This window comes from Flavobacterium keumense, from assembly GCF_029866485.1.
Classification (GTDB): domain Bacteria; phylum Bacteroidota; class Bacteroidia; order Flavobacteriales; family Flavobacteriaceae; genus Flavobacterium; species Flavobacterium keumense.
Map to the genome: position 1 here is coordinate 500,670 of NZ_CP092332.1, position 20,500 is coordinate 521,169.

At 35.8% G+C, this 20,500-nt stretch carries 12 protein-coding genes; 4 read left to right on the plus strand and 8 right to left on the minus strand.

Annotated elements, in window-relative coordinates:
* Nucleotides 1–42: 42 nt before the first annotated feature.
* The 3 genes from MG292_RS02250 (at nucleotide 43) to MG292_RS02260 (ending at nucleotide 2,163) form a co-directional block, all read left to right on the plus strand.
* Nucleotides 43–1,005, plus strand: coding sequence for a S66 peptidase family protein (locus MG292_RS02250; RefSeq protein WP_374505229.1), 963 nt, complete (start codon nucleotides 43–45; stop codon nucleotides 1,003–1,005).
* Between the two features lie 21 nt (nucleotides 1,006–1,026).
* Nucleotides 1,027–1,386: a YraN family protein gene (locus tag MG292_RS02255; protein WP_264534316.1), complete on the plus strand. Its 360-nt coding sequence runs from the start codon at nucleotides 1,027–1,029 to the stop codon at nucleotides 1,384–1,386.
* Between the two features lie 120 nt (nucleotides 1,387–1,506).
* Nucleotides 1,507–2,163 carry an aspartate kinase gene (locus tag MG292_RS02260; RefSeq protein WP_264534315.1) on the plus strand — a complete coding sequence of 219 codons (657 nt, stop codon included), beginning with the start codon at nucleotides 1,507–1,509 and terminating at the stop codon, nucleotides 2,161–2,163.
* A gap of 49 nt (nucleotides 2,164–2,212) precedes the next feature.
* On the opposite strand, the gene mfd is transcribed toward MG292_RS02260, so the two are convergent.
* Both mfd and MG292_RS02270 read right to left on the minus strand, forming a co-directional pair.
* Complete coding sequence (gene mfd, locus MG292_RS02265; RefSeq protein ID WP_264534314.1) at nucleotides 2,213–5,575, minus strand: transcription-repair coupling factor; 3,363 nt, start codon at nucleotides 5,573–5,575, stop codon at nucleotides 2,213–2,215.
* On the minus strand, nucleotides 5,568–6,170 hold the full coding sequence (locus tag MG292_RS02270) for a hypothetical protein (RefSeq protein ID WP_264534313.1): 603 nt from the start codon (nucleotides 6,168–6,170) through the stop codon (nucleotides 5,568–5,570). Before MG292_RS02270 ends, mfd begins: the two co-directional genes overlap by 8 nt.
* Nucleotides 6,171–6,314: 144 nt before the next feature.
* Between MG292_RS02270 and MG292_RS02275 the strand changes: the two genes are divergently transcribed.
* Entirely contained in the window at nucleotides 6,315–7,763 is a 1,449-nt protein-coding gene (locus MG292_RS02275; RefSeq protein ID WP_264534312.1) for a CotH kinase family protein, read from the plus strand.
* 3 nt (nucleotides 7,764–7,766) lie between these two features.
* On the opposite strand, the gene MG292_RS02280 is transcribed toward MG292_RS02275, so the two are convergent.
* The 6 genes from MG292_RS02280 to MG292_RS02305 all read right to left on the minus strand — a co-directional run bounded on the left by MG292_RS02280 (nucleotide 7,767) and on the right by MG292_RS02305 (nucleotide 20,226).
* Nucleotides 7,767–8,489, minus strand: a complete 723-nt coding sequence (locus tag MG292_RS02280) for a DUF2490 domain-containing protein (protein ID WP_264534311.1) — start codon at nucleotides 8,487–8,489, stop codon at nucleotides 7,767–7,769.
* Complete coding sequence (locus MG292_RS02285; RefSeq protein ID WP_264534310.1) at nucleotides 8,479–9,063, minus strand: DUF4956 domain-containing protein; 585 nt, start codon at nucleotides 9,061–9,063, stop codon at nucleotides 8,479–8,481. The genes MG292_RS02280 and MG292_RS02285 overlap by 11 nt, the downstream gene beginning before the upstream one ends.
* Complete coding sequence (locus MG292_RS02290; RefSeq protein ID WP_264534309.1) at nucleotides 9,056–9,793, minus strand: VTC domain-containing protein; 738 nt, start codon at nucleotides 9,791–9,793, stop codon at nucleotides 9,056–9,058. Before MG292_RS02290 ends, MG292_RS02285 begins: the two co-directional genes overlap by 8 nt.
* Before the next feature lie 162 nt (nucleotides 9,794–9,955).
* Nucleotides 9,956–11,887 (minus strand): OmpA family protein, encoded by a 1,932-nt coding sequence (locus tag MG292_RS02295; protein ID WP_264534308.1) that lies wholly within the window; start codon nucleotides 11,885–11,887, stop codon nucleotides 9,956–9,958.
* A gap of 18 nt (nucleotides 11,888–11,905) precedes the next feature.
* Nucleotides 11,906–12,817: a PorP/SprF family type IX secretion system membrane protein gene (locus tag MG292_RS02300; RefSeq protein WP_264534307.1), complete on the minus strand. Its 912-nt coding sequence runs from the start codon at nucleotides 12,815–12,817 to the stop codon at nucleotides 11,906–11,908.
* A gap of 11 nt (nucleotides 12,818–12,828) precedes the next feature.
* Nucleotides 12,829–20,226, minus strand: coding sequence for a T9SS type B sorting domain-containing protein (locus MG292_RS02305; protein WP_264534306.1), 7,398 nt, complete (start codon nucleotides 20,224–20,226; stop codon nucleotides 12,829–12,831).
* Nucleotides 20,227–20,500 lie beyond the last annotated feature (274 nt).

A 20,500-nucleotide genomic window follows, 5' to 3' on the forward strand; every position in this document is an offset into this window, starting at 1 on the left:
ATTTGTTTAAAAATAAATACTGTTGCACAACAGATTTCATTTATGAGAAAATTGTTCTTCTTATTCATTTTAAGTTTACTTTCTATTACAATGCAAGCCCAAACGACTATGATTACACCACCTTATTTACAAAAAGGAGATACTGTTGCTATTTTAGCAACTGCCCGAAAACATATTGTGAAAAGTATGCAACCTACTATTGATTTATTAGAAAGTTGGGGCTTACAAGTAGTCATTGGTAAAAGTATTGGCTTAGAAGAAAATCAATTGGCAGGAAGTGACGAAGAACGCGCTGCCGATTTACAAGAACAATTGGACAACCCCAATATTAAAGCCATTTGGTGTGCACGCGGCGGTTACGGGACCGTGCGTGTAGTGGATTTAATTGATTTTACGCAATTCAAAAAACATCCCAAATGGTTGGTTGGATTTAGCGATGTCACGGTATTACACAACCACCTCAATACGATGGGTTACAAATCCATTCACGGAATTATGCCCATTAGTCTTGCTAAAGCAAGTCCAGAAGCCATTGAAAGTTTGCGTTTATCTTTATTTGGACAGCCTTTACAGTACGCTATTGACCCGCATCCTATGAATCGATTTGGGAAAGCGAGTGGCGAATTGGTTGGAGGAAATTTATCTATATTGTATAGTTTATTGGGTTCCCCATCAGCAATAGATTGTAAGGATAAAATTCTATACATAGAAGACTTAGACGAATACCTCTACCATATTGACCGTATGATGATGAATTTGAAACGCAACGGCTGTCTTGAAAGCCTAAAAGGCATCATCGTAGGTTCTATGACTGATATGAAAGACAATGATATTCCTTGGGGTAAAAATGCACTTGAAATTGTTCAGGATGTCACTAAAAAGTATAACATCCCTATGATTTTTAATTTTCCTGCAGGTCATATTCACGATAATAGAGCCTTAATTTTAGGGAATACTGTGTCTATCGAAGTAACCGAAAATTGTAGCACAGTAGTTTTTGAATAGCCAACACGAATCCTACTCACCATGGCTGAACACAACGCATTAGGGAAACTTGGAGAAGAACTAGCTGTCGAATACTTACAAAAAGAAGGCTATACTATCTTGGAAACCAATTGGATTTTCCAAAAAGCAGAAATAGATATTTTGGCTCAAAAAGACAATACCTTAACTGTTGTTGAAGTAAAAACGCGTTCGTCGATTGATTTTGGTCTTCCGCAAGACTTTGTCAAACCAAAAAAAATTCAATTATTGGTAAAAGCGGTAAATGCTTATGTAACCGAAAACGATTTGGATGTTGACGTGCGTTTTGACATCATTGCTATCACTAAAAACAGCCAAGATTTTGTAATTGAACACCTTACAGATGCATTTTTTTACTTTTAACTCTATTTTTTAGTGTTATATTTGTAACAAATTGTTTTTTTATTTATATTTGCAGTGGTTTTTTACACAACTACAACCACCCAACTACTATTTAAACAACAACAACTTAACACAACTACTATGAAAACCGTATCGTCCATCGTAGAGAATTACATCAAAACAAAACCTTTTTTGTTGAATGCTTTATCATTAGGAATCATCAATTTAACTTCTCTTTCGCGCAATATTATGAGTGAATTAGAAAGTGAATTTGGTAAAGAAGTAAAACAAGGTGCCGTGGTAATGGCACTTAAAAGATTAACCGAAGAATTGGACTTTAAATTGAATCACAAAATCAACAAAGTCATCAAAAATATCGGAGAAATTACCGTTCGTTCTGAGTTGACCGATTACACTTTTGCCGCTTCAGAAACTGTTTTAAACAAACAAGCCGATTTAATTACAGACATTAATAGTCACTCTGATATTTTTTACACTTCATCAAGAGGGGTAAATGAAACGAATATCGTAGTGAGTAGCAGTGTGAACCATTTAGTTGACAAGCATTTTGCTAACGAAAAATTGATTCAAAAACTAGAAAATTTAGCTTCTATCACGGTAAAATTACCCAAAGAAAACATCGTAGTTCCTGGAATTTACTATTTCATTTTTCAACGCTTGGCTTGGGAAGGAATTATAATCAATGAAGTCATCTCAACTTCGAATGAGTTTACCATTTTAGTGAGTGAAAACGAAGTCGATGTTGCTTTCAAAGTAATTAAGGATTTAAAAAATTAGAATACTCCAAAGCTTCCAGCCTTTAAAAGGCTGGAAGCTTTAAAGAATGTCAATTCCCTATCAATTCCATTAATTCTAACGCTCTTCGAATTGATTTCACATTGTCAAAAGTCAACAACAATCGCAATCCGTTAGGAGTTTGTTTTTCTTTCATTTTACACAAAGCACTTTGCTTTTGTACAAACTGAAGCACTTGATGGAAACGACCCGATTGGTAATAATCCGATTGTTGATCAGACACAAAATACCCAATCATTTTACCTTGTTTCATGACCAATTTTTCAATTCCTAAACGGGTAGCAATCCATTTGATTTTCATGCTGCTTAGCAAAGAAACGGCTTGTTTAGGTAAAGGCCCAAAACGGTCAATCAACTTATTTTGATAATTCAAAAGTGAAGCTTCGTCTTTAATGTCTGCTAATTCATTATACAACAGCAGTCGTTCTGAAACGGTATTAATGTATTCGTCAGGGAACAACAATTCGAAATCCGTGTCCAATTGCAAATCTTTGACGTATTCTTTGGTTTCGATATCGTTTTGCTCTGGATACAAATCCTTGAATTCGTTTTCTTTCAGCTCTTCAATGGCTTCGTTCATGATTTTTTGGTAGGTATCAAAACCAATTTCGTTGATGAAACCACTTTGTTCTCCTCCTAACAAATCTCCTGCACCACGAATTTCCAAATCTTTCATGGCAATGTTAAACCCACTACCCAATTCACTAAATTGTTCCAAAGCCTGAATTCGTTTCCGCGCGTCTTCCGTCATTGCAGAATATGGCGGACAAACAAAATAGCAAAACGCTTTTTTGTTGCTACGCCCTACTCGACCTCGCATTTGATGCAAATCAGACAGTCCAAAATTATTGGCATTATTGATAAAAATCGTGTTAGCATTTGGTACATCTAAACCACTTTCGATAATGGTCGTCGCTACCAAAACATCAAATTCACCATTCATAAAGGCCAACATCAGTTCTTCGAGTTTAGCTCCATCCATTTGGCCGTGACCAATTCCCACTCGGGCATTCGGCACCAATCGCTGAATCATTCCGGCAATTTCCTTGATGTTTTCAATGCGGTTATTGATGAAAAATACTTGTCCGTTGCGCTGAATTTCATACGAAATGGCATCGCGAATCAACTCTTCATTGAATCCCACCACATTCGTCTCAATAGGATAACGATTGGGCGGCGGTGACGTGATTACCGATAAATCTCGGGCAGCCATTAACGAAAATTGCAAGGTTCTTGGGATAGGAGTTGCAGTTAAAGTCAACGTATCTACATTGGCCGCAATGGTTTTGAGTTTGTCCTTGACATTTACTCCAAATTTTTGTTCTTCGTCAACAATCAACAATCCGAGGTCTTTGAAAACCACATTTTTATTCACTAATTGATGGGTTCCAATGACAATATCCAATTTTCCTTCGGCCAATTGCTTGAGAGTTTCTGCTTTTTGTTTGGCAGTTCTAAACCGATTCAAATAGCCCACCGTAACTGGCATGTCTTTCAATCGCTCCGAAAAAGTGCGGTAATGTTGGTATGCCAAAATAGTGGTAGGTACTAAAACAGCGACTTGTTTACTATTATCCACTGCCTTAAAAGCAGCTCGAATAGCGACTTCTGTTTTTCCAAAACCTACATCGCCACAAACTAAACGATCCATTGGGCGGTCACTTTCCATGTCGGCTTTTACCTCTTGAGTGGCTTTGGTTTGATCTGGCGTATCTTCGTAAATGAACGAACTTTCTAATTCGTTTTGCAAATAACTATCGGGCGCATATTGAAAGCCTTTTTCCAAACGCCTTTTGGCATACAACTGAATCAAATTGAACGCAATATGTTTTACTCGTGCTTTGGTTTTTTGTTTTAAAACTTTCCAAGCATTCGATCCTAATTTATAAATTTTAGGTGGCGTGCCGTCTTTGCCATTGTATCTTGAAATTTTATGTAAAGAGTGAATACTCACATACACAATGTCATTATCGGCATAAACCAACTTAATAGCTTCTTGTGTTTTGCCTTCTACTTGAATTTTTTGCAAACCCCCGAATTTTCCAATTCCGTGATCGATATGAGTTACATAATCACCGACCGAAAGCGAAGTCAGCTCTTTTAAGGTGATATTCTGTTTTTTAGAATAGCCATTTTTGATGCTGAATTTGTGATAGCGTTCAAAAATCTGATGGTCCGTGTAACAGGTAATTTGATTTTCTTCGTCAATAAATCCTTGGTACAAAGGCAATACTATCGTATTGTATTGCTTGCGAATGTTTTCTGAATTGGCCTCATCCAAAGTTTCGAAAATATCGTGAAAACGCTTGGCTTGATTATCATTGGAACAGAACAAATAATTTTTATAACCATTAAAATGATTGTCGTTCAAATTGTTCAACAACAAATCAAATTGCTTGTTAAAAGACGGTTGCGGCTGAATATAAAAATCGAATTTTTTTGTGGTTTTAAAAATGGACTTGGAAGCCAATTCGACTACCGAAAAATCCAAAGCTCTTTTTATAAATTGCTCTTGATTCAAGAATAACTGCTCCGGTCTAGCGTGTTTGATGTCTTTGGATAGTTTTTCAAACGCTTCTTCGGCCTTGCCAAATTGTTTGTCCAATTGACTTAAAAAGCCTTCGGTATTTTGAATAAAAAGAACCGTTTTCTCTGAGATATAATCTAAAAAACTTTCTCGATTTTCTTGAAAAAGCTTATTTTCTACATTCGGAATAATCGCAATTTTCTTTTGTTGTTCCAATGACAATTGCGTTGCCACATCAAAGGTTCGAATACTATCGACTTCGTTACCAAAAAACTCGATTCGGTACGGATTATCATTCGAAAATGAAAACACATCGACAATACCTCCACGAACAGAAAATTCACCAGGTTCGGTTATAAAATCAACTCTTTTGAATTCGTATTCGAACAAAACCTCGTTGATAAAATCAATCGAAATTTGATCGCCCACCGCTACTTTTAGCGTATTTTTATCCAATTCCTTTCGAGTAACTACTTTTTCAAAAAGCGCCTCGGGATAACTGACAATAATGGCTGGTTTTTTGCGTGAATTGATGCGATTAAGTACTTCCGCGCGAAGCAAAACATTCGCATTGTCAGTTTCTTCTATTTGATACGGACGACGAAACGAAGCGGGATAAAACAAAACATCTTGGTCGCCAATCATTTGTTCCAAATCATTCAAATAATAGGCGGCTTCTTCTTTATCGTTTAAAATGAGTAAAAACGGTAATTCTGATTTTTTAAAAACAGAACGAATTACAAATGAAATCGAAGATCCAACCAAGCCCGAAAGGTGTACTTTTGGAGTATTATTTTGCCCTAACAGTGAAGCTATTTGCTCTGTTTTAGGTGAATTATCGTAAATAGAATAGATTGTTTTACTCAACGCGTGGTAAATTTGGGTCTACAATTGTGTTCGGAATTGCTCTTGTTGTATCCAACATTCTCAACATATCGGACTCGCCTTCTTCCGTAGGAATTTTACTTTTTTCAGTAATCTTATCCATTTGTCTTTGCAAAGAAACCAACTCAATATTAATTTCATTAATCAAAGCTATTACTTTTTTTGTAGGGATAGTATCCAGATGAATAAATAAATCCAGTAAGCGAACTTTAGTGATCAAAGTACTTATTCTACTTTTGATTTGAGGTTGTTGAAATTGGAACGGAATATTGTTAGGAAGTTGTTGTACTTTTTTAGAAAGTTCTGCTGCTTTCTTCTGAAAAGCACCCAATGTTTTTGATGGTTTTTGTCCTAGCTCATCTAAAAATTGTCGAAATTCAGTCCAGATTTTTACACTTTGTTCTGAAGTTGAATTAATTGGAGTCGCATAGAAATCCCATTTTTTACTTATCTCTTGGTATATTACCTCATTTTTTTGAGCCGCTTTTTTATTTTCAGCATTACGTTGCTGATTGTCTTCTTTGCAAGATGACAACAGTAAAAAAAGAAAACAAAAAATCACTCCTAAATATTTCATATTCATTTTCATTGGAGCACAAAGTTACAAACTAAATTTACAATACCGAATTACTTCAATAGATTAACAAATCCTATTACCATTTAAATAACTGTTGTTCAAATAATTATTTTTTTTACTTTTATAGAATTAAACCTTTTCTATATGCTCAAATTAAAATCTCTTTTTGTAGTCTTTATTGTCATACTGTTTGTTAATTGTTCTCAAAACGAGCCTGTAGGTTATGACGATGGAAAGCCTTTAGTTTCAGCTATTGAAATAGGAAATAGTGAAATTCCTTATGTAAAAATTACCACTGCAACAACTATATTGAATGAACCAAAAGTTGCTGGTGAGATGGAGATTTACATTAATAAAAAAAGAATTTTAGACACTAAAATAGGTATCGAATACAGGGGTTCTACCTCCTATCGAATCTCTGATAAAAAATCATTTGGAATTGAAACAAGAGATGCTAGTGGAAATGGCATAAATGTCAGTGTATTAGGTCTTCCAGCAGAGGAAGATTGGATTTTAACCGGTGATGTATTTCAGGCTCCAAACACAATTTTTGACCGTACTTTAATGTACCACTACATTGGCTATGAACTCTTTCGTGCTATGGGAAACTATGCTAGTCGATCAAAATTTGTTGAAGTAGAACTAAACGGAACCTACATTGGGGTATATGTGTTAATGGAAAAACTAAAAAAAGACAGTAACCGGATTAACATTGAATCCTTGTCTTCGACAGATACTGATGCCGGAAAAATAACCGGAGGATATATCCTTAAAATAGATAAAACTTCCGGGAGCGATGTATTAGGCACCCACCCTTTATCCTATTACGACAGTAATTGGGATGATGACTGTCGTTATACTGAATATAACAGCTTCAGATCCAATTATGATATTAACAGAAATCAAATAACATTTGCACCTTACGGTGCTCCATATAATAGTAATAAATATTTAGAAACCTATTTTGTTTACGATTATCCTAAGCCAGAAAACATTAATGCGGCACAAAAAGCATATATAAAGAACTATATCGACGCCTTTGAGACGGCACTACTTACAGATAATTTCAGTACAAACACTAGGACATATACGAATTACATTGACCGAAAAAGTTTTATTGATTTTTTTATCATCAATGAAGTAGCTGGCAATATTGATGGCTATCGACTGAGTACTTTCATGCACAAAGCACGCGGTGGTAAACTAAAAATGGGTCCTATTTGGGACTTGAATATTGGTTATGGTGCAGATGGAAGGGTTCCTGTTAATGATTGGATAATTAACTACAACACTTATGTTACTAATGATGCTTGGATGGTACCTTTTTGGTGGAAAAGACTTATGGAAGACCCACAATTTAAAAGTGAATTAAAAACCCGATGGATTGAACTTCGAGCCAATGTTTTAAGCACTCCAAAAGTTATAGAATTAACAAGTAATACTGCCAACTATTTAACTGTAAATAGTGCTATTGTGAGAAACTATACTAAATGGACAGGTATTAGTTTTGATTACAACAGTAGTGTAAATCAATTAAAAACATACCTAACCAATAGATTGGCTTGGATGGACTCAAAGATTTTAGCCTTCTAATAATTATTTGCTAATCAGGTAATGCCCTCCTGTATTTGATTTTTTAATCTTAAGGGTGTAATCTAGATTTAACCCTACAACTTGAAACAATCGGTTGTAAGAAGATTTAGCATAATCCGGGCGATACATGTAAAATAAATTTAGTTTTGTCCGCTTGGCAACTTTAATCTTTACGCCTGCACTATTTCTCCAATTATCAATGGGACGAACTCCTCCAAATTTCATAATGGGTTCTGTAGAAACATACAGTTGAATCCCATCTGTAGGTGCGTAATTAGCCTCTAATCTAACACGCCAATATCCTTCTCGTTGATTGTCTTTGTATTCATCATTAAAATCTTGTAATTGATTTTGAACCAACATTCTCAAACCAAAATCAAAATCTCCAAATCCTTTTGAAGCTTCAAATCCAAAACTCCCTCTGTAATACGTTCCTTTTTCTACTACAGCCAATCTAAAATCTGCTTGCAACTCTACATGTTTGATGATTTTTTTTGTGGCACCAACTGTAGTATACGATCCATTATACACGTTGAAATCATTAATAAATCGTGCTTGATAATCCAGACTTGTCCCCCAACCACTAGGCAAATCCACCTTAAGCTTTGCCCCAAACCAACCCTGATTATCATTCGGATCAGTCCTTGAAGTTTGTGCAAAAATTATATTTGTGTTTACAACTAAGAATACGATTACGTACGTGACATATCTAAAATTATTTTTCATAGTAGTAAATAGTAATTGTGCAAGAATCCTTTAAATAATCAATGTTGTCAACTGAAATTCGATGTATTTCAATACCCGTTTTACGTTTTAATTCATCTACTAATTCTTGTTTTTGTGATTCATTTATAAAATCAAGGGAGTCATAAACAATAATTTTTGACGCTTCTTTTTTCCCCAAGATAGAATTTTCTATTATTAAAGTCAGTAGAATAATTAGAAAACAAAACAAGCTAATTTCTATACCATCTGAAGGTCCTATGGCAGTAAGCAGTCCAATTGATATACTTAAAAACAAATACGTCATGTCTTTAACTCCTATCCCTTCTGTTCTATAACGTAAGACCGAAAAAACAGCAAACAATCCAAATCCTGCTCCTGTACTTATTTCTACTTTATTTAACATAAATGAAATAAAAAATATGATAGAATTAAAACCAAAAAAAGTCAAAAACAAGTCGGTGTTTTTATAATTTTTAAAATATATAAAGCGAAATACTATAAAAACCGAGATTAGATTTAACAAATACCGCAATCCTAAAGAATTAAAAATGATAGTAATTAGTGCATTATCCATTATTATTTACTTTTATAATTTGATTCAACATCATTTTAAAATTGTTTTGTTTTAGTTTGGGATTAAGCGAAATTAACCCTAAACAATATTTACTCAGAGAACCTGACCTAATTTTATGTTTTTTCATAATCTCATTAAATTTAAATGAAATCATTCGTTCCGATTTAACCTCTGCAATCACAATGTTATCATACGAAATAGCATTGAAATCTTTGTGATAACATTTTATATTTAAATCTAAAGTAACCTTTTCTTTGTTAGTTTTGTTTAACAGAGTAATTCTGGTGTATTCTACATTCAAACTTGTATACAGGTCGGTTTCTGAAAAACCTGTATTCTCGCTAATAAAACGCTCTATGTCAGTTGAATTGCTTACAAGTTCTCTTACCTTAATCGTTTGATTTTTATTCGTTTTATATTTAAGCTCTATATATCGTAATTGACTATGAATATATTCTCTCTCCCTAATTTTATATCTATTCCCTTTACCTCTATGATGATCAAAATATAAATCTAATCCTTTTGTGTCAAGATAATTAGACTTATATTGGAACAAACACGCATTATTTATCTTCAAAATTTGATAGTCTTGCAAACAATCTTCAAGCACTGAATTCAATACTGTTTTGGAGAAAATAAATTTCAAATCTTTTCTCTTTAACAAGAGTGCTTTGTCTTGTAAATAAGACAAGTTTATTGAATCAAATAAATGTAGAATATCTTCGTTCAAATTTCTCTTTTTTCCTCATAAAAGTAAGAATAAAATATTGAGATTGAATGCCATTGGACTTATTTTGCCCTTAACATAATTTACTATCAAAAAAAAAAACGACTTGTTTTAATCTAACAAGTCGTTTTTATCAGGGCAATAAATATTAATTGATTGTATTTCTTATTCCTTCACTATCACAAATGTACTTCTACGGTTGAGTTGGTGTTCTGCCTCACTACACTTCACTCCGTCTGAACATTGATTTGTTAGCTGGGTCTCGCCATAACCCTTAGCCGTTAAGCGGTTCTTGTTGATCCCGCGTTGAACTAAGTAATTCAGTGTCGATTGCGCTCGACGTTGTGACAAGGCTTGGTTATATCCTTTGCTCTGACGACTATCAGTATGTGAACCTATCTCTATCTTGATAGTTGGGTTGGCTTGTAGTACCTCTACTATTTTCTCTAACTCCACTCTTGCATCTTTTCTAATGTTCGATTTATCCAAATCAAAATAAATGTGTCGCAACGATAAGGCCTTGGCTAGGTCTAAGCCTTGTTCTAGCTTATACTGGTCTTGGTCTAATACTATCGTTGTGCTGGTTTCTCTTTCATACAATGCCAAGCTTGGTCGTGTCTCGTTTGTTGAATAGGTTTCCTTACTCGCTCTTGTAGTATAGGTAGCATTGGAGAGTACTCTCTCAAAAACAAAATCACCCGTTTCATTAGTAGTAGTCTTGCCTAGTTCCTTGCCTGTACTATCGTACAAGATGATTGTGGTGTTGGCCAAAGGAAGGTTGGTGTTTTTATCGAGTACTTTGCCTATGATTCTTGCGTTGTAATCAAACTCAAAAAACGGTTGGACATTAATGAAAGTGTACAAGTCATCATCGCCTTGTCCTCCTGGTCGATTTGAGGTAAATACACCTCTATTGGTGGCTCTATCCCAATTCAATCCAAAATCATCAAAGGCACTGTTCAAAGGTGCGTTTAAATGCACGGGTAAGGCACCTTTTTGATTTAAGTCCAATGCAAAGATGTCAAAACCTCCTTGACCTGGGTGACCGTCTGAGGCAAAAAGCAAGATGTTGTCTCTAGTTACAAAAGGATAACTCTCTCTGCCTTCTGTATTAATAGTATTACCTAGATTCTCTGGAGCAGTATAACTGCCGTCTTCATTGATACTTACCTTGAAAAGGTCTGATTGTCCAAAAGTCCCTCTTGCATCTGAAGCAAAGTATAAGGTTTTCCCATCTGCAGACAATGCTGGGTGGGCTACTCTTGCGCTATCTTTTGCAAAAATATCCTGAACTCCTTTGTTAACCCATTTACCCTTTTCTTTAACCGATTTGTAGATTTTATACAATCCATTAACTGCTCGTCTTTCATTGGTTTGTTTTACTTCATTTTGGGTGTAATACATCGTATTGCCATCTTTAGTAAACACCGGACTGGCCTCGTGGAAGATCGAAAAAGTGTTTTTGGAATACAACTCGGCTTTGCTATAGCTGCCATCGGCTTGTTGCACTGTATAATACAAGTTTGTATAAGGCTGACCGGTTCTTTGGTAGATTTGGTTGGCCATTGTTCTTGGACGGGCACTAGCATATAGCAAGGTATCTCCTTTGATAGTGCTACTATAATCGGAGTATTTCGTGTTAGTGGTGATGTTCTCTATTGTAAAGACATCGCTCCCTTTCTTGATGCTTTGTTGAGCTAGTTGTTGTAATTGGTTCTTCGCTCTTAGCTGGGTTGGGTTTTCCTTGGTGTATTGCGCCATGATGTGCTCGGCGTGTTTGGCTTTACCTGCTGATTTTAACGATTGGGCATAACGGTACAAAAACTCCTTTGGAAAAGTCCCTTTGAGTTCATAGCGTTTGGTGTACCACTGCTCTGCTTGTACATAATTGGCATTAAAATAATTCGCATCACCTAATCTTTCGTATAGCTGCTCAGAGCCCATGCCTTTATTGGCCAAACGCTCATAGATAGATATAGCAGATACATACGACTCTTTCGCAAAGGTTTTCTCTGCTCGTTTTAGTGTTCGATCTTGGGCTACTAATCCTATTGGAAATAATAGTGCTATTGCTAGGTATTGTCTTATTGTTCTCATCTTTCTCATCTTGGTCTTTTAAAAGAAACGAGGCGTTTCTATGTGTTGGTTGATTTTGAATAAATCAAATTGTAAAAACAACTCGTGCGAGCCTGAATTGAAATTCGATAAACGCGTTGTCTCTCTATCGTAGCCATAGCCTATCATCAGTCTATCGCTTACTTTAAAACCTACTAGACCCGACAATGCAGCGCTCCATCTATAGGCCATCCCTAAGGTGAATTTCTCATTAATTAAAAAATTCCCAGTCAAATCTACCTGTAAGGGCGCTCCAGCTACCATTTTGGCTACAAAAGCAGGCTTGAATTTTACATTGTAACTCAACTCAAATACTTTTCCTGCCGTTAGATAGTAATGCTGTCTGCGGTTCACATCAGAATACGCAAACTCATCATAGGTCTTAGTCTCTAACAACATCGGAACCGATAACCCTACGTAGCTGTTCTCATTATAGTAAAACAAACCAACTCCAATATTAGGCGAAAATTGATTGCTAATATTACTCCTAAAGGATACATCACTCGGATTGTAATGATTCAACTTGGTATAGTCAATATTCAATAGCTGTCCACCGGCTCTAACTCCAAATGCCAAACGACTCTGGTTCTCAAAGGGTATTGTATAGGAAATATCCAATCCTAAATTAGTCGTGGTACTAGGACCTATCTCATCATGGACAATATTGCCTCCCAATCCTAAATTGGTATTCTCCAAAGGCTGGTGGTAGTTCAAATTAAGCGTCTTAGGCGCTCCCTCTAATCCTATCCACTGCGTGCGATACAAACTAAACAAACTACCGTACCCTAAAGAACCCGCATATCCCGGATTGATAACCGATGGATTGTACATGTACTGTGTGTACTGGGGCTCCTGCTGAGCCGAAGCACTCAACCCAAGCAGAATAAATAAACTATAAACTATTTTTTTCATTCGACGAGTTTTTATTCTTGTTTAATGTACAGGTATCCTGAACGATTCTTCTCTATTCCTCTAGTGTTTTTATAGGTTAAAATATAGAAATACGTCCCTTCGGGCAGCTCTACATCTCTATTAATTGTTGAACGTCCATCTGAATACCCTTTAAAGAAAGTATCTCCTTGACCGTAACTTGTAGCTGAATAAACCTCTACTCCCCAACGATTATAAATACTTACTCTATTCTCTGGATAGAAATCAATATTTCTAATTCTAAATATATCATTCACTCCATCTGCGTTTGGTGATATAGAGTTGTATACCTCTATATCATCCTCAATTACTACTCGAACAGCTAATTGTGTTACTGGACTCACACAGCCGTATTGAGAGACCGCTGCTACCCCAATGGTGGCATCTTGGGTTCCTACTACAACACTAATATCTTTCGTGTTAGAGGTTCCTGTCCAATCAGTTGGTAGTATCCAATTATAGGTTACCGTTGTTAATCCATTAACTACATTATAGGATTGTGTCGTACCTGAACCTACAAAATTATCTCCTGATATAGCCGTTGGTTGCTCTGGCAATGCATGAACTTGGATGTTAATTTCTGTTCTATCACTCTCTGCTCCATTTAGGGTTTGACTTACATAAAATGTGGTAATCCCAACAACCGAAGTGTTTGGGGTTGGAGCAACTGTGGTGGAACTACCTCCCGTTGGTGTAGTATACCAGTTGACTGTTGCACCAGAGATGGAATCAACGTTCACAACTCCTGTAGTAGCTCCTTTACAGAAATGATACGTGTTACCAATCAAATTCGATGTCCTCTTTGGGGCTGGCTTATCTGTAGCCGATTGCATACACATCGGAACAAAATTGGTTGTATTTGACAAATATTCTACTATTTGACCAAATTCTATTGTAAAAGTTTGTGAGTTCCCTCTCCATGAACTAGGATACGTCGCAGTTGTGTCATTGGTATCATTGTTGTTGTCAATGATGATAGTATAAGTACCATCTAATAAATCCGTTGTAAAAGAAAAATAATAATTAGGAGATTGGATAAGTGACGATACCGAAACAACTCTTGCGTTTCCATCTAATAATTTTGCATACAACATCGACTCAGGAAGCCCTTCTTGTGTGTTAAGCCCTTCTACACAACGTTTCTCCTTATCGTTGTATAAAATACCCTCAATTTGTGTAGTAACCGGTGCACAACCCGTAAATACCGATCCTGCTGTGATATCTAAATTAGAAGCACTAACTCCTGATAGTGTACCGCCTACAACAATGCCTGAAGCAGTTCCCGTATAATTAAAACCAACTATCTGATGATCAACCCCTGTATAAATTGCAGGAAAAACTCCCGTTGTACTTACTGAAACAAATGTATTAGTAGTCAAATCTATTAATGCATATTGCTTCGTATTTGTAATAACATTGGTCCATGTTGAAGAGGTAGTACAAAAATCTAAAATCGCTACCGATTGAGTTACTATTGACCCACAAAGTGGCTGAACTTGATTTAATTTATTCCCTATCTCAATTCCTGTCGGTATAACGGTCGGCCCAAAAACTAATGCATTTATAGTATAACGCCCTGGTTCTACCTCATAAAATTCAGGAACTAAATTATTAATTTGTTTGATCTTACCGTCGATAGTATTTACTAACACATAACGAACTACGCTGTTAGGGGTATAATTAATATGTTGATATACTGTCAAGTCTGAAACGCCATAATAATTTGGGTAGAATGATTGTGTAAATTCTCCTACTGATGCTGCACAACAAGAATTAATAGTCACCGTAACTTCTGACGCACTAGCACTGTAACACCCTTGATTTGTTTTACTCCACAAATACACTTTACCACCAACTGCATAAGTTGTCGGATTTGTTACTTGTACAGCTCGGGTTGTTGCAGTTCCTGTCCACCATTCGTATACTATTCCATTAACTGTAGGCGGTTCTAAAGTCGATAAATCAACTGTTTCTACTGGACAGCTGGCAGTTACAGTGTTTGAAGTAGGTACTGCAATTTGCACGTCTTCTACCGTTACGGTAACAAAATCTGTTGTTGTACATCCTGTAGCATCTTTAGTTGTTGTAACAGTATAGGTAGTTGTAACATTTGGGTTAGCAATTGGATTGGCAATTGAAGTATTGCTCAATCCAACACTTGGACTCCATAAATAGGTAACTCCTGTTGTTGCCGAAACCCCTATTGTATTTCCTAAAACATTTGAATTACATGTTTTTGTAAAATCAGCTCCAGCGTCTGAAACAACCGTTGATTTGTCTACTGTTACCACAACCGTATCTGTGGCCATACAACCTGTACTATCTTTTGTGGCTGTCAATGTGTAGGTCGTTGTATTATTCGGATTTGCTATTGGATTTGAAATACTAGCATTATCTAAACCTATACTTGGACTCCAAGAATAGGAAACTCCTAAAACAGATGGTGTTCCTATTTGTGTTCCACTCGCATTGGTCATACAAGTTTTGATAAAATCAGTTCCTGCATTAGCCACAGGAACAGACTTATCTACTGTTACTTCAATAGTGTCTTCTGACCAACATCCTGTAGCTGTATTTGTTTTCTTTACTTTATAGCTTGTAGTAGAACTAGGATTCGCTATTGGATTGGCAATCGATGCATTGGATAATCCTGCCGTTCCCATATCTGATGTCCATAAATAATTATAACCTGATTCTGGCTGCTCTCCAATAGTTAATCCACCAACATTATTTACACAGGTAATTGCAAAATCAGTCCCTGCGGTAACTGTGGGTAATGGGTTGAATGTAATAGGAATACTGCAAGAAGTAGAATTGATACCTCCTTCTGTTACCCTAACTGTATAATCCCCACTATCTCTAACTTCAACACTCGAATTTGTTGCGGCTACAATTGCCACTCCATTTCTAAACCACTGGTAAGAAGGATTTACAAACTGTGATGCGTCTGAGTTTATCGTTATCGTATTCCCTTGACAGGTTGATAAAGTTGTGGATATTACAGATGGAGGAGCTACTATTTGTGAAGGCTGTGAGATTGCTGAACAAATATTAGAATCTGAAACTCTTACTTCATATTTCCCTTCTATGACCGTTGTAAAAGTATAATTTACTTCATTAGGAATAGCAACAGGAATATTAGAATTATCATACTTATACCATTGATAATTAGCATATCCTGCAGTAGCTGTTAATGTTACCGCAGTCATACAATTAGCAAATGCTAACTTAGGGCCATTATCTATGACAACAGTAGGATTTGAATTTACTGTTACGGCTTTACCTATGCTTGCAACGCTTGAACAACCCTCTGTATTTGTAACGATAACAGTATAATTGCCTGACTCAATTGCTGTAAAAGTGGTATTAGTTTCTCCGTTAATAGCGATTCCGTTTCTATACCATTGATTCCCTGAAGTAGAGGAGCTTGTTAAGACAACATTTCCGCCTGTACAAAATGTAACAGCACCTCCTGCAGTTATCGTTGGGGCTAATGGAGTTAATGGTTGTGCATTAATCGTAACAGAGACAGCGTTACTAATACATCCATTTGTTCCACTTTTTATTTTCACTAAATGAGTCCCTACACTAACATTATTAAATATATTACTAGATTGAAAAGTTATTCCATTGTCAATACTATAAGTATCCCCTATATTTCCAGTTGAAGTAACGGTTATCGAACCGGTACTTACAGAACAAGTTGGATGTATTACTGATAAAATACTTGGAGAGTTTGGTTGTGTGGTGTCTACAGTAACAATTACTTCGTCTGATGCAGTACAACCAGAACTCGTTTCGGTTGCAGTAACTGTATAAGTAGTAGTAATTAAAGGGTTTGCTGTTGGTGTTGCAACAGTAGTACTAGACAATCCTGAACTAGGAGCCCATAAATAAGTGACACTTTGACCTTGAATAATTGATCCAATTGATTTCCCATTTGCATTAGTTGAGCATGATTTAGTAAAGTCAGACCCAGCATTCACTGATGGTACAGTTGTAATAACCGTAACTTTTACTGTACTTGTTGCTGTACAAGTTCCATCTGCTGCTGTCAGTGTATAAGTAGTAGTAGTGGTTGGATTAGCAACTGGATTTGAAATATTCGCATTATCTAAACCAGTACTTGGACTCCAAGAATAAGTAATACCAGAAACTCCCGTCATTCCTATTTGTTTACCACTAGGGTTTTGAATACAAGTTTTAATAAATGCTGTTCCTGCACTAGCAACTGGTGAGGCAGTAACATTAATAGTAGCTACTTGATCCAAATCTGTAGTGCCACATGTTGAATTAGAGGCCTGAACTGTAAACGTATTTACCCCAACAGCTAATTGACTGGAAGGTATAATAAATGTTAGATCAGAACCATTCCCTATTTGAGTTGGGATGGACGAAACTGGAACCCCATTTTTCTTAATCAAATACACTATTTGAGATTGTGATGCCTTTACCTTAATTGTTGAAGCAGAACCTTGACATACATCTGTTGATTGAACTACCAATGTTTTTATGGGTGAAGATTGTGAGATGGTAATTAAATCCGTTAGATAATCTGAACATTTTGAATTAGCTCCGTTTGAAGTTTTCACTCTCAATGTTGTCCCTGCAGCAAAAATAAACGAAGACGGAAAGGCAATGTCTAAATTACCGCCATTTCCAGTACCTAAAATTGGAGGCACAAAAGAGGCTCCATTCATTTTAACAATTTCATACTTATAATCTAACTGTGTGTTACTGATTGTGACTGTTTTAATTGCTGGAGCTAAACATAAATCAATATCAGAAACTGCTAAACTGACATCTGGATTAGCATCAACTCTAACATCTACAGTTGACGTATAAACTGGAGGATTAACACACGCTAAAAAATCTTTCAATTTAAAAGTAGCTCTATATTTTATGGTAGCAGCCGGTGATAATACAACGGGCATTCCGGTGGCAATTACTGTTTGATTCGGATCTGCGTCATTAGTCCAAGTAATATCGTACAATCCATTAGTTGCTGAAATAGCCCCTAAAGTAGTTGGACTTAAGGGACAAATTACAGGATCCGACACAATAGCTCGAGGTGCAGTAACATTAGTAGAAATGGAAACGTTTTGATCGACAGAATAACACGAACTTGCCACTCGAACAAAATAATTTCCTGTAGCCAAATTAGAAAACGAATGTTCTACTTTTGAAGTGTCATTTTCTACATAAGTTGCTAATGGAACCGCCGAATTGGAAGTACTAAACAAACTAAATGTAATAGGATAAGTATACGTCCCTCCTGTAATTTGAGCACTAACAATACCTGAATTCAGATTTGATGTGTCACAAATCGAAGCGCCAGTTGAAACTGTGAAATTTTGATAATCTGGTATTACAACTTCCTTAGAATAACCTGTAGGAGAAGTTCTTCTTTGTGCCATAGAATATCCAGTACCGATACCATTATAAGAAACAAAATAAGACCCAGAAGGCAAATTATTAAATGTAGCGGAACCGTTACCCGTTCTTGATACTTGTTGAACTATAGTACCAACCCCTCCAGAAGAATTTTTAGTATACAATATAACATCTCCACTAGACCAATTGGTGCCGAAGGCAAAGCCATTTTTATTCAAATTAAACGTAATCGAATTAGAATTATTGCACCCTTGTGTAACAGAAAAAGTAGGAGTGTAATTTGCATAAGTTGCATTCGTAGCTGTAAATACTTTTGTATTAGAACAGCCATCAGTAAGAGTAAATCGATATTCTCCTGGAGGTAAATCATATATCCCTCCCAATACACCTGGATCCGAGTTCCAAGTGACAAACATGGGAAAATTGTAGGTGTAAGTACCTGCAAGACTTAAAGGCTCAGCTGCCGTATGATTAATTAAAGTTTGCCCATCTGTACGTTCTACTTTAACACTCACTGGGTACTTTATACCCGAATTGTAAATAGGGAAACTAAATCCCGAAGTTCCTGCTATTACTGAGGCAGTAGGGTTAATTACAACGTTAGATAAGGGATTAGTTAATGTTCCTGCATTATAATAGTTAACTACAGTATGGTATTGATCCGAAACAGTAATTCGGTAATAACCTCCTTCATTTACAGTAAATGTATTTCCCGCAGAAGGTATAATTATACTTGGATCAGTAGTAACATTCAAATCATTGCTAGTCAAAGCTGGATCAGGTGAAATGTCTGATCCCGATAAAACCTGATAGACATCAGGGTTTGTAGAGATCCTTTTTGCTATTTCAACTGTGTTATTAGGACAAAAGTAAATATGTCTATCTACATAACCTCCCTGTGTATTATCTTGATCTCCAAAAATAACAAACTGTAATTTCAAACTACAATCTGTCGCTACATTTGTACGAGTATAGTAATTGAAATAATTATCTGGCATTACAACTGGTGAAGTTCGTGTGAGAGTTCCACATTCCCAATTAAATGACGTTTTAATAGTCATCCCGTTTACTAATTGTGGGCCATTTACTGCTACAGGGTCATACATGAATCCATTCCTGATGGCAACATACGTTAATGGATAGTCTACTCCTGCTATAGTAATTTTAGCGTTTCCTGGCTGTTGTAATAGTGCTAGTCGAGCTGCTGTTAAATTAGATAAATTGATATAAAATTTAATTTTAGATTGATTGGGATCTGAACAGTCCCTTATAAAATTATAAGGTCTGGTTCCATAATCTAAAGCTGCTGGAACAGCGGTAGAGGTAACGTAATTTTGTGTTACTGAGACTTGACATCCTACATTTCCATTCACTTTATCAGTTACTAAAATTGTAACATTTTCACCTGCTTTGATATTATTAAATACTTGTGTTCTAGAGCTACTACTAACTGTTTGCACTCCAAAAGCCGAAGTTAAAGTATAATCAAACGGTCCCGTTCCTCCTGTTATTGTAGTTGTGAATGTCCCATTTTGAGTATAACCCGAACTTGTCAATGTACAAGTGGGTGCAGTACTAGACAAGGTCAATGTCATCGGAGTATAACTAGACGTAATGGTAACTGGGTTATTTGTATAATTGGTTGTAGTAATCCCATCAGAAGTCGCGACGTTGTATTTCCCTGCTGGTAACGACCCAAAAACCACATCCCCTCCTGTACTTGAGAAAGTTAATGTTTGCGTTTGACTTGGAACTGGTATGTTAGAAGTTCCTGTAACAGGGACTAATGTTGCAAATCTAGTTTCACAACCTGACTGACCTGTTGGAATACTTACTTTAATTTCTCCATTAGAGAAACAAGTTGCATTAGTTTTAGCAACTGTAAAACTCGTTATAGTACACTGAGAATAATTTATCTGTACCATAAAAAGTAATAAATAAGATAAAAACAAGTCCTTTCTTAATAGTTTATTCCAATTAAAAAAAATATTTTTCATACTTATAATTTTGCAACTTTTTTGTGGGGCGTTAAACTGTTAATTAGAGAATTTGTCTGGGGATTTAGGAGGAATTTATTGGGAATTAAATTAGACTATTATATGTAATTCTATTTCAACAATTTTTGAAAAATCAATTTAAGAAAGTCTCATTTATCCATTTAGAAAATACTAAGCCGATTTAATTGTTTCATGTCGTTTGCTTATTCACAATCTTAATTTGTTCCTTAAAAATTATCTTAGCAAGATAAACTATCTAAACATATGATTATTA

Excerpts from the sequence above, each read along its gene's own strand:
- MG292_RS02280 (WP_264534311.1), bottom strand. The coding sequence starts at position 8,489 with ATGAAAAATAATTTTAGATATGTCACGTACGTAATCGTATTCTTAGTT.
- MG292_RS02285 (WP_264534310.1), bottom strand. The coding sequence starts at position 9,063 with ATGGATAATGCACTAATTACTATCATTTTTAATTCTTTAGGATTGCGG.
- MG292_RS02270 (WP_264534313.1), bottom strand. The coding sequence starts at position 6,170 with ATGAAATATTTAGGAGTGATTTTTTGTTTTCTTTTTTTACTGTTGTCA.
- MG292_RS02255 (WP_264534316.1), top strand. The coding sequence starts at position 1,027 with ATGGCTGAACACAACGCATTAGGGAAACTTGGAGAAGAACTAGCTGTC.
- MG292_RS02300 (WP_264534307.1), bottom strand. The coding sequence starts at position 12,817 with ATGAAAAAAATAGTTTATAGTTTATTTATTCTGCTTGGGTTGAGTGCT.
- MG292_RS02260 (WP_264534315.1), top strand. The coding sequence starts at position 1,507 with ATGAAAACCGTATCGTCCATCGTAGAGAATTACATCAAAACAAAACCT.
- MG292_RS02305 (WP_264534306.1), bottom strand. The coding sequence starts at position 20,226 with ATGAAAAATATTTTTTTTAATTGGAATAAACTATTAAGAAAGGACTTG.
- MG292_RS02295 (WP_264534308.1), bottom strand. The coding sequence starts at position 11,887 with ATGAGAACAATAAGACAATACCTAGCAATAGCACTATTATTTCCAATA.
- MG292_RS02250 (WP_374505229.1), top strand. The coding sequence starts at position 43 with ATGAGAAAATTGTTCTTCTTATTCATTTTAAGTTTACTTTCTATTACA.
- MG292_RS02275 (WP_264534312.1), top strand. The coding sequence starts at position 6,315 with ATGCTCAAATTAAAATCTCTTTTTGTAGTCTTTATTGTCATACTGTTT.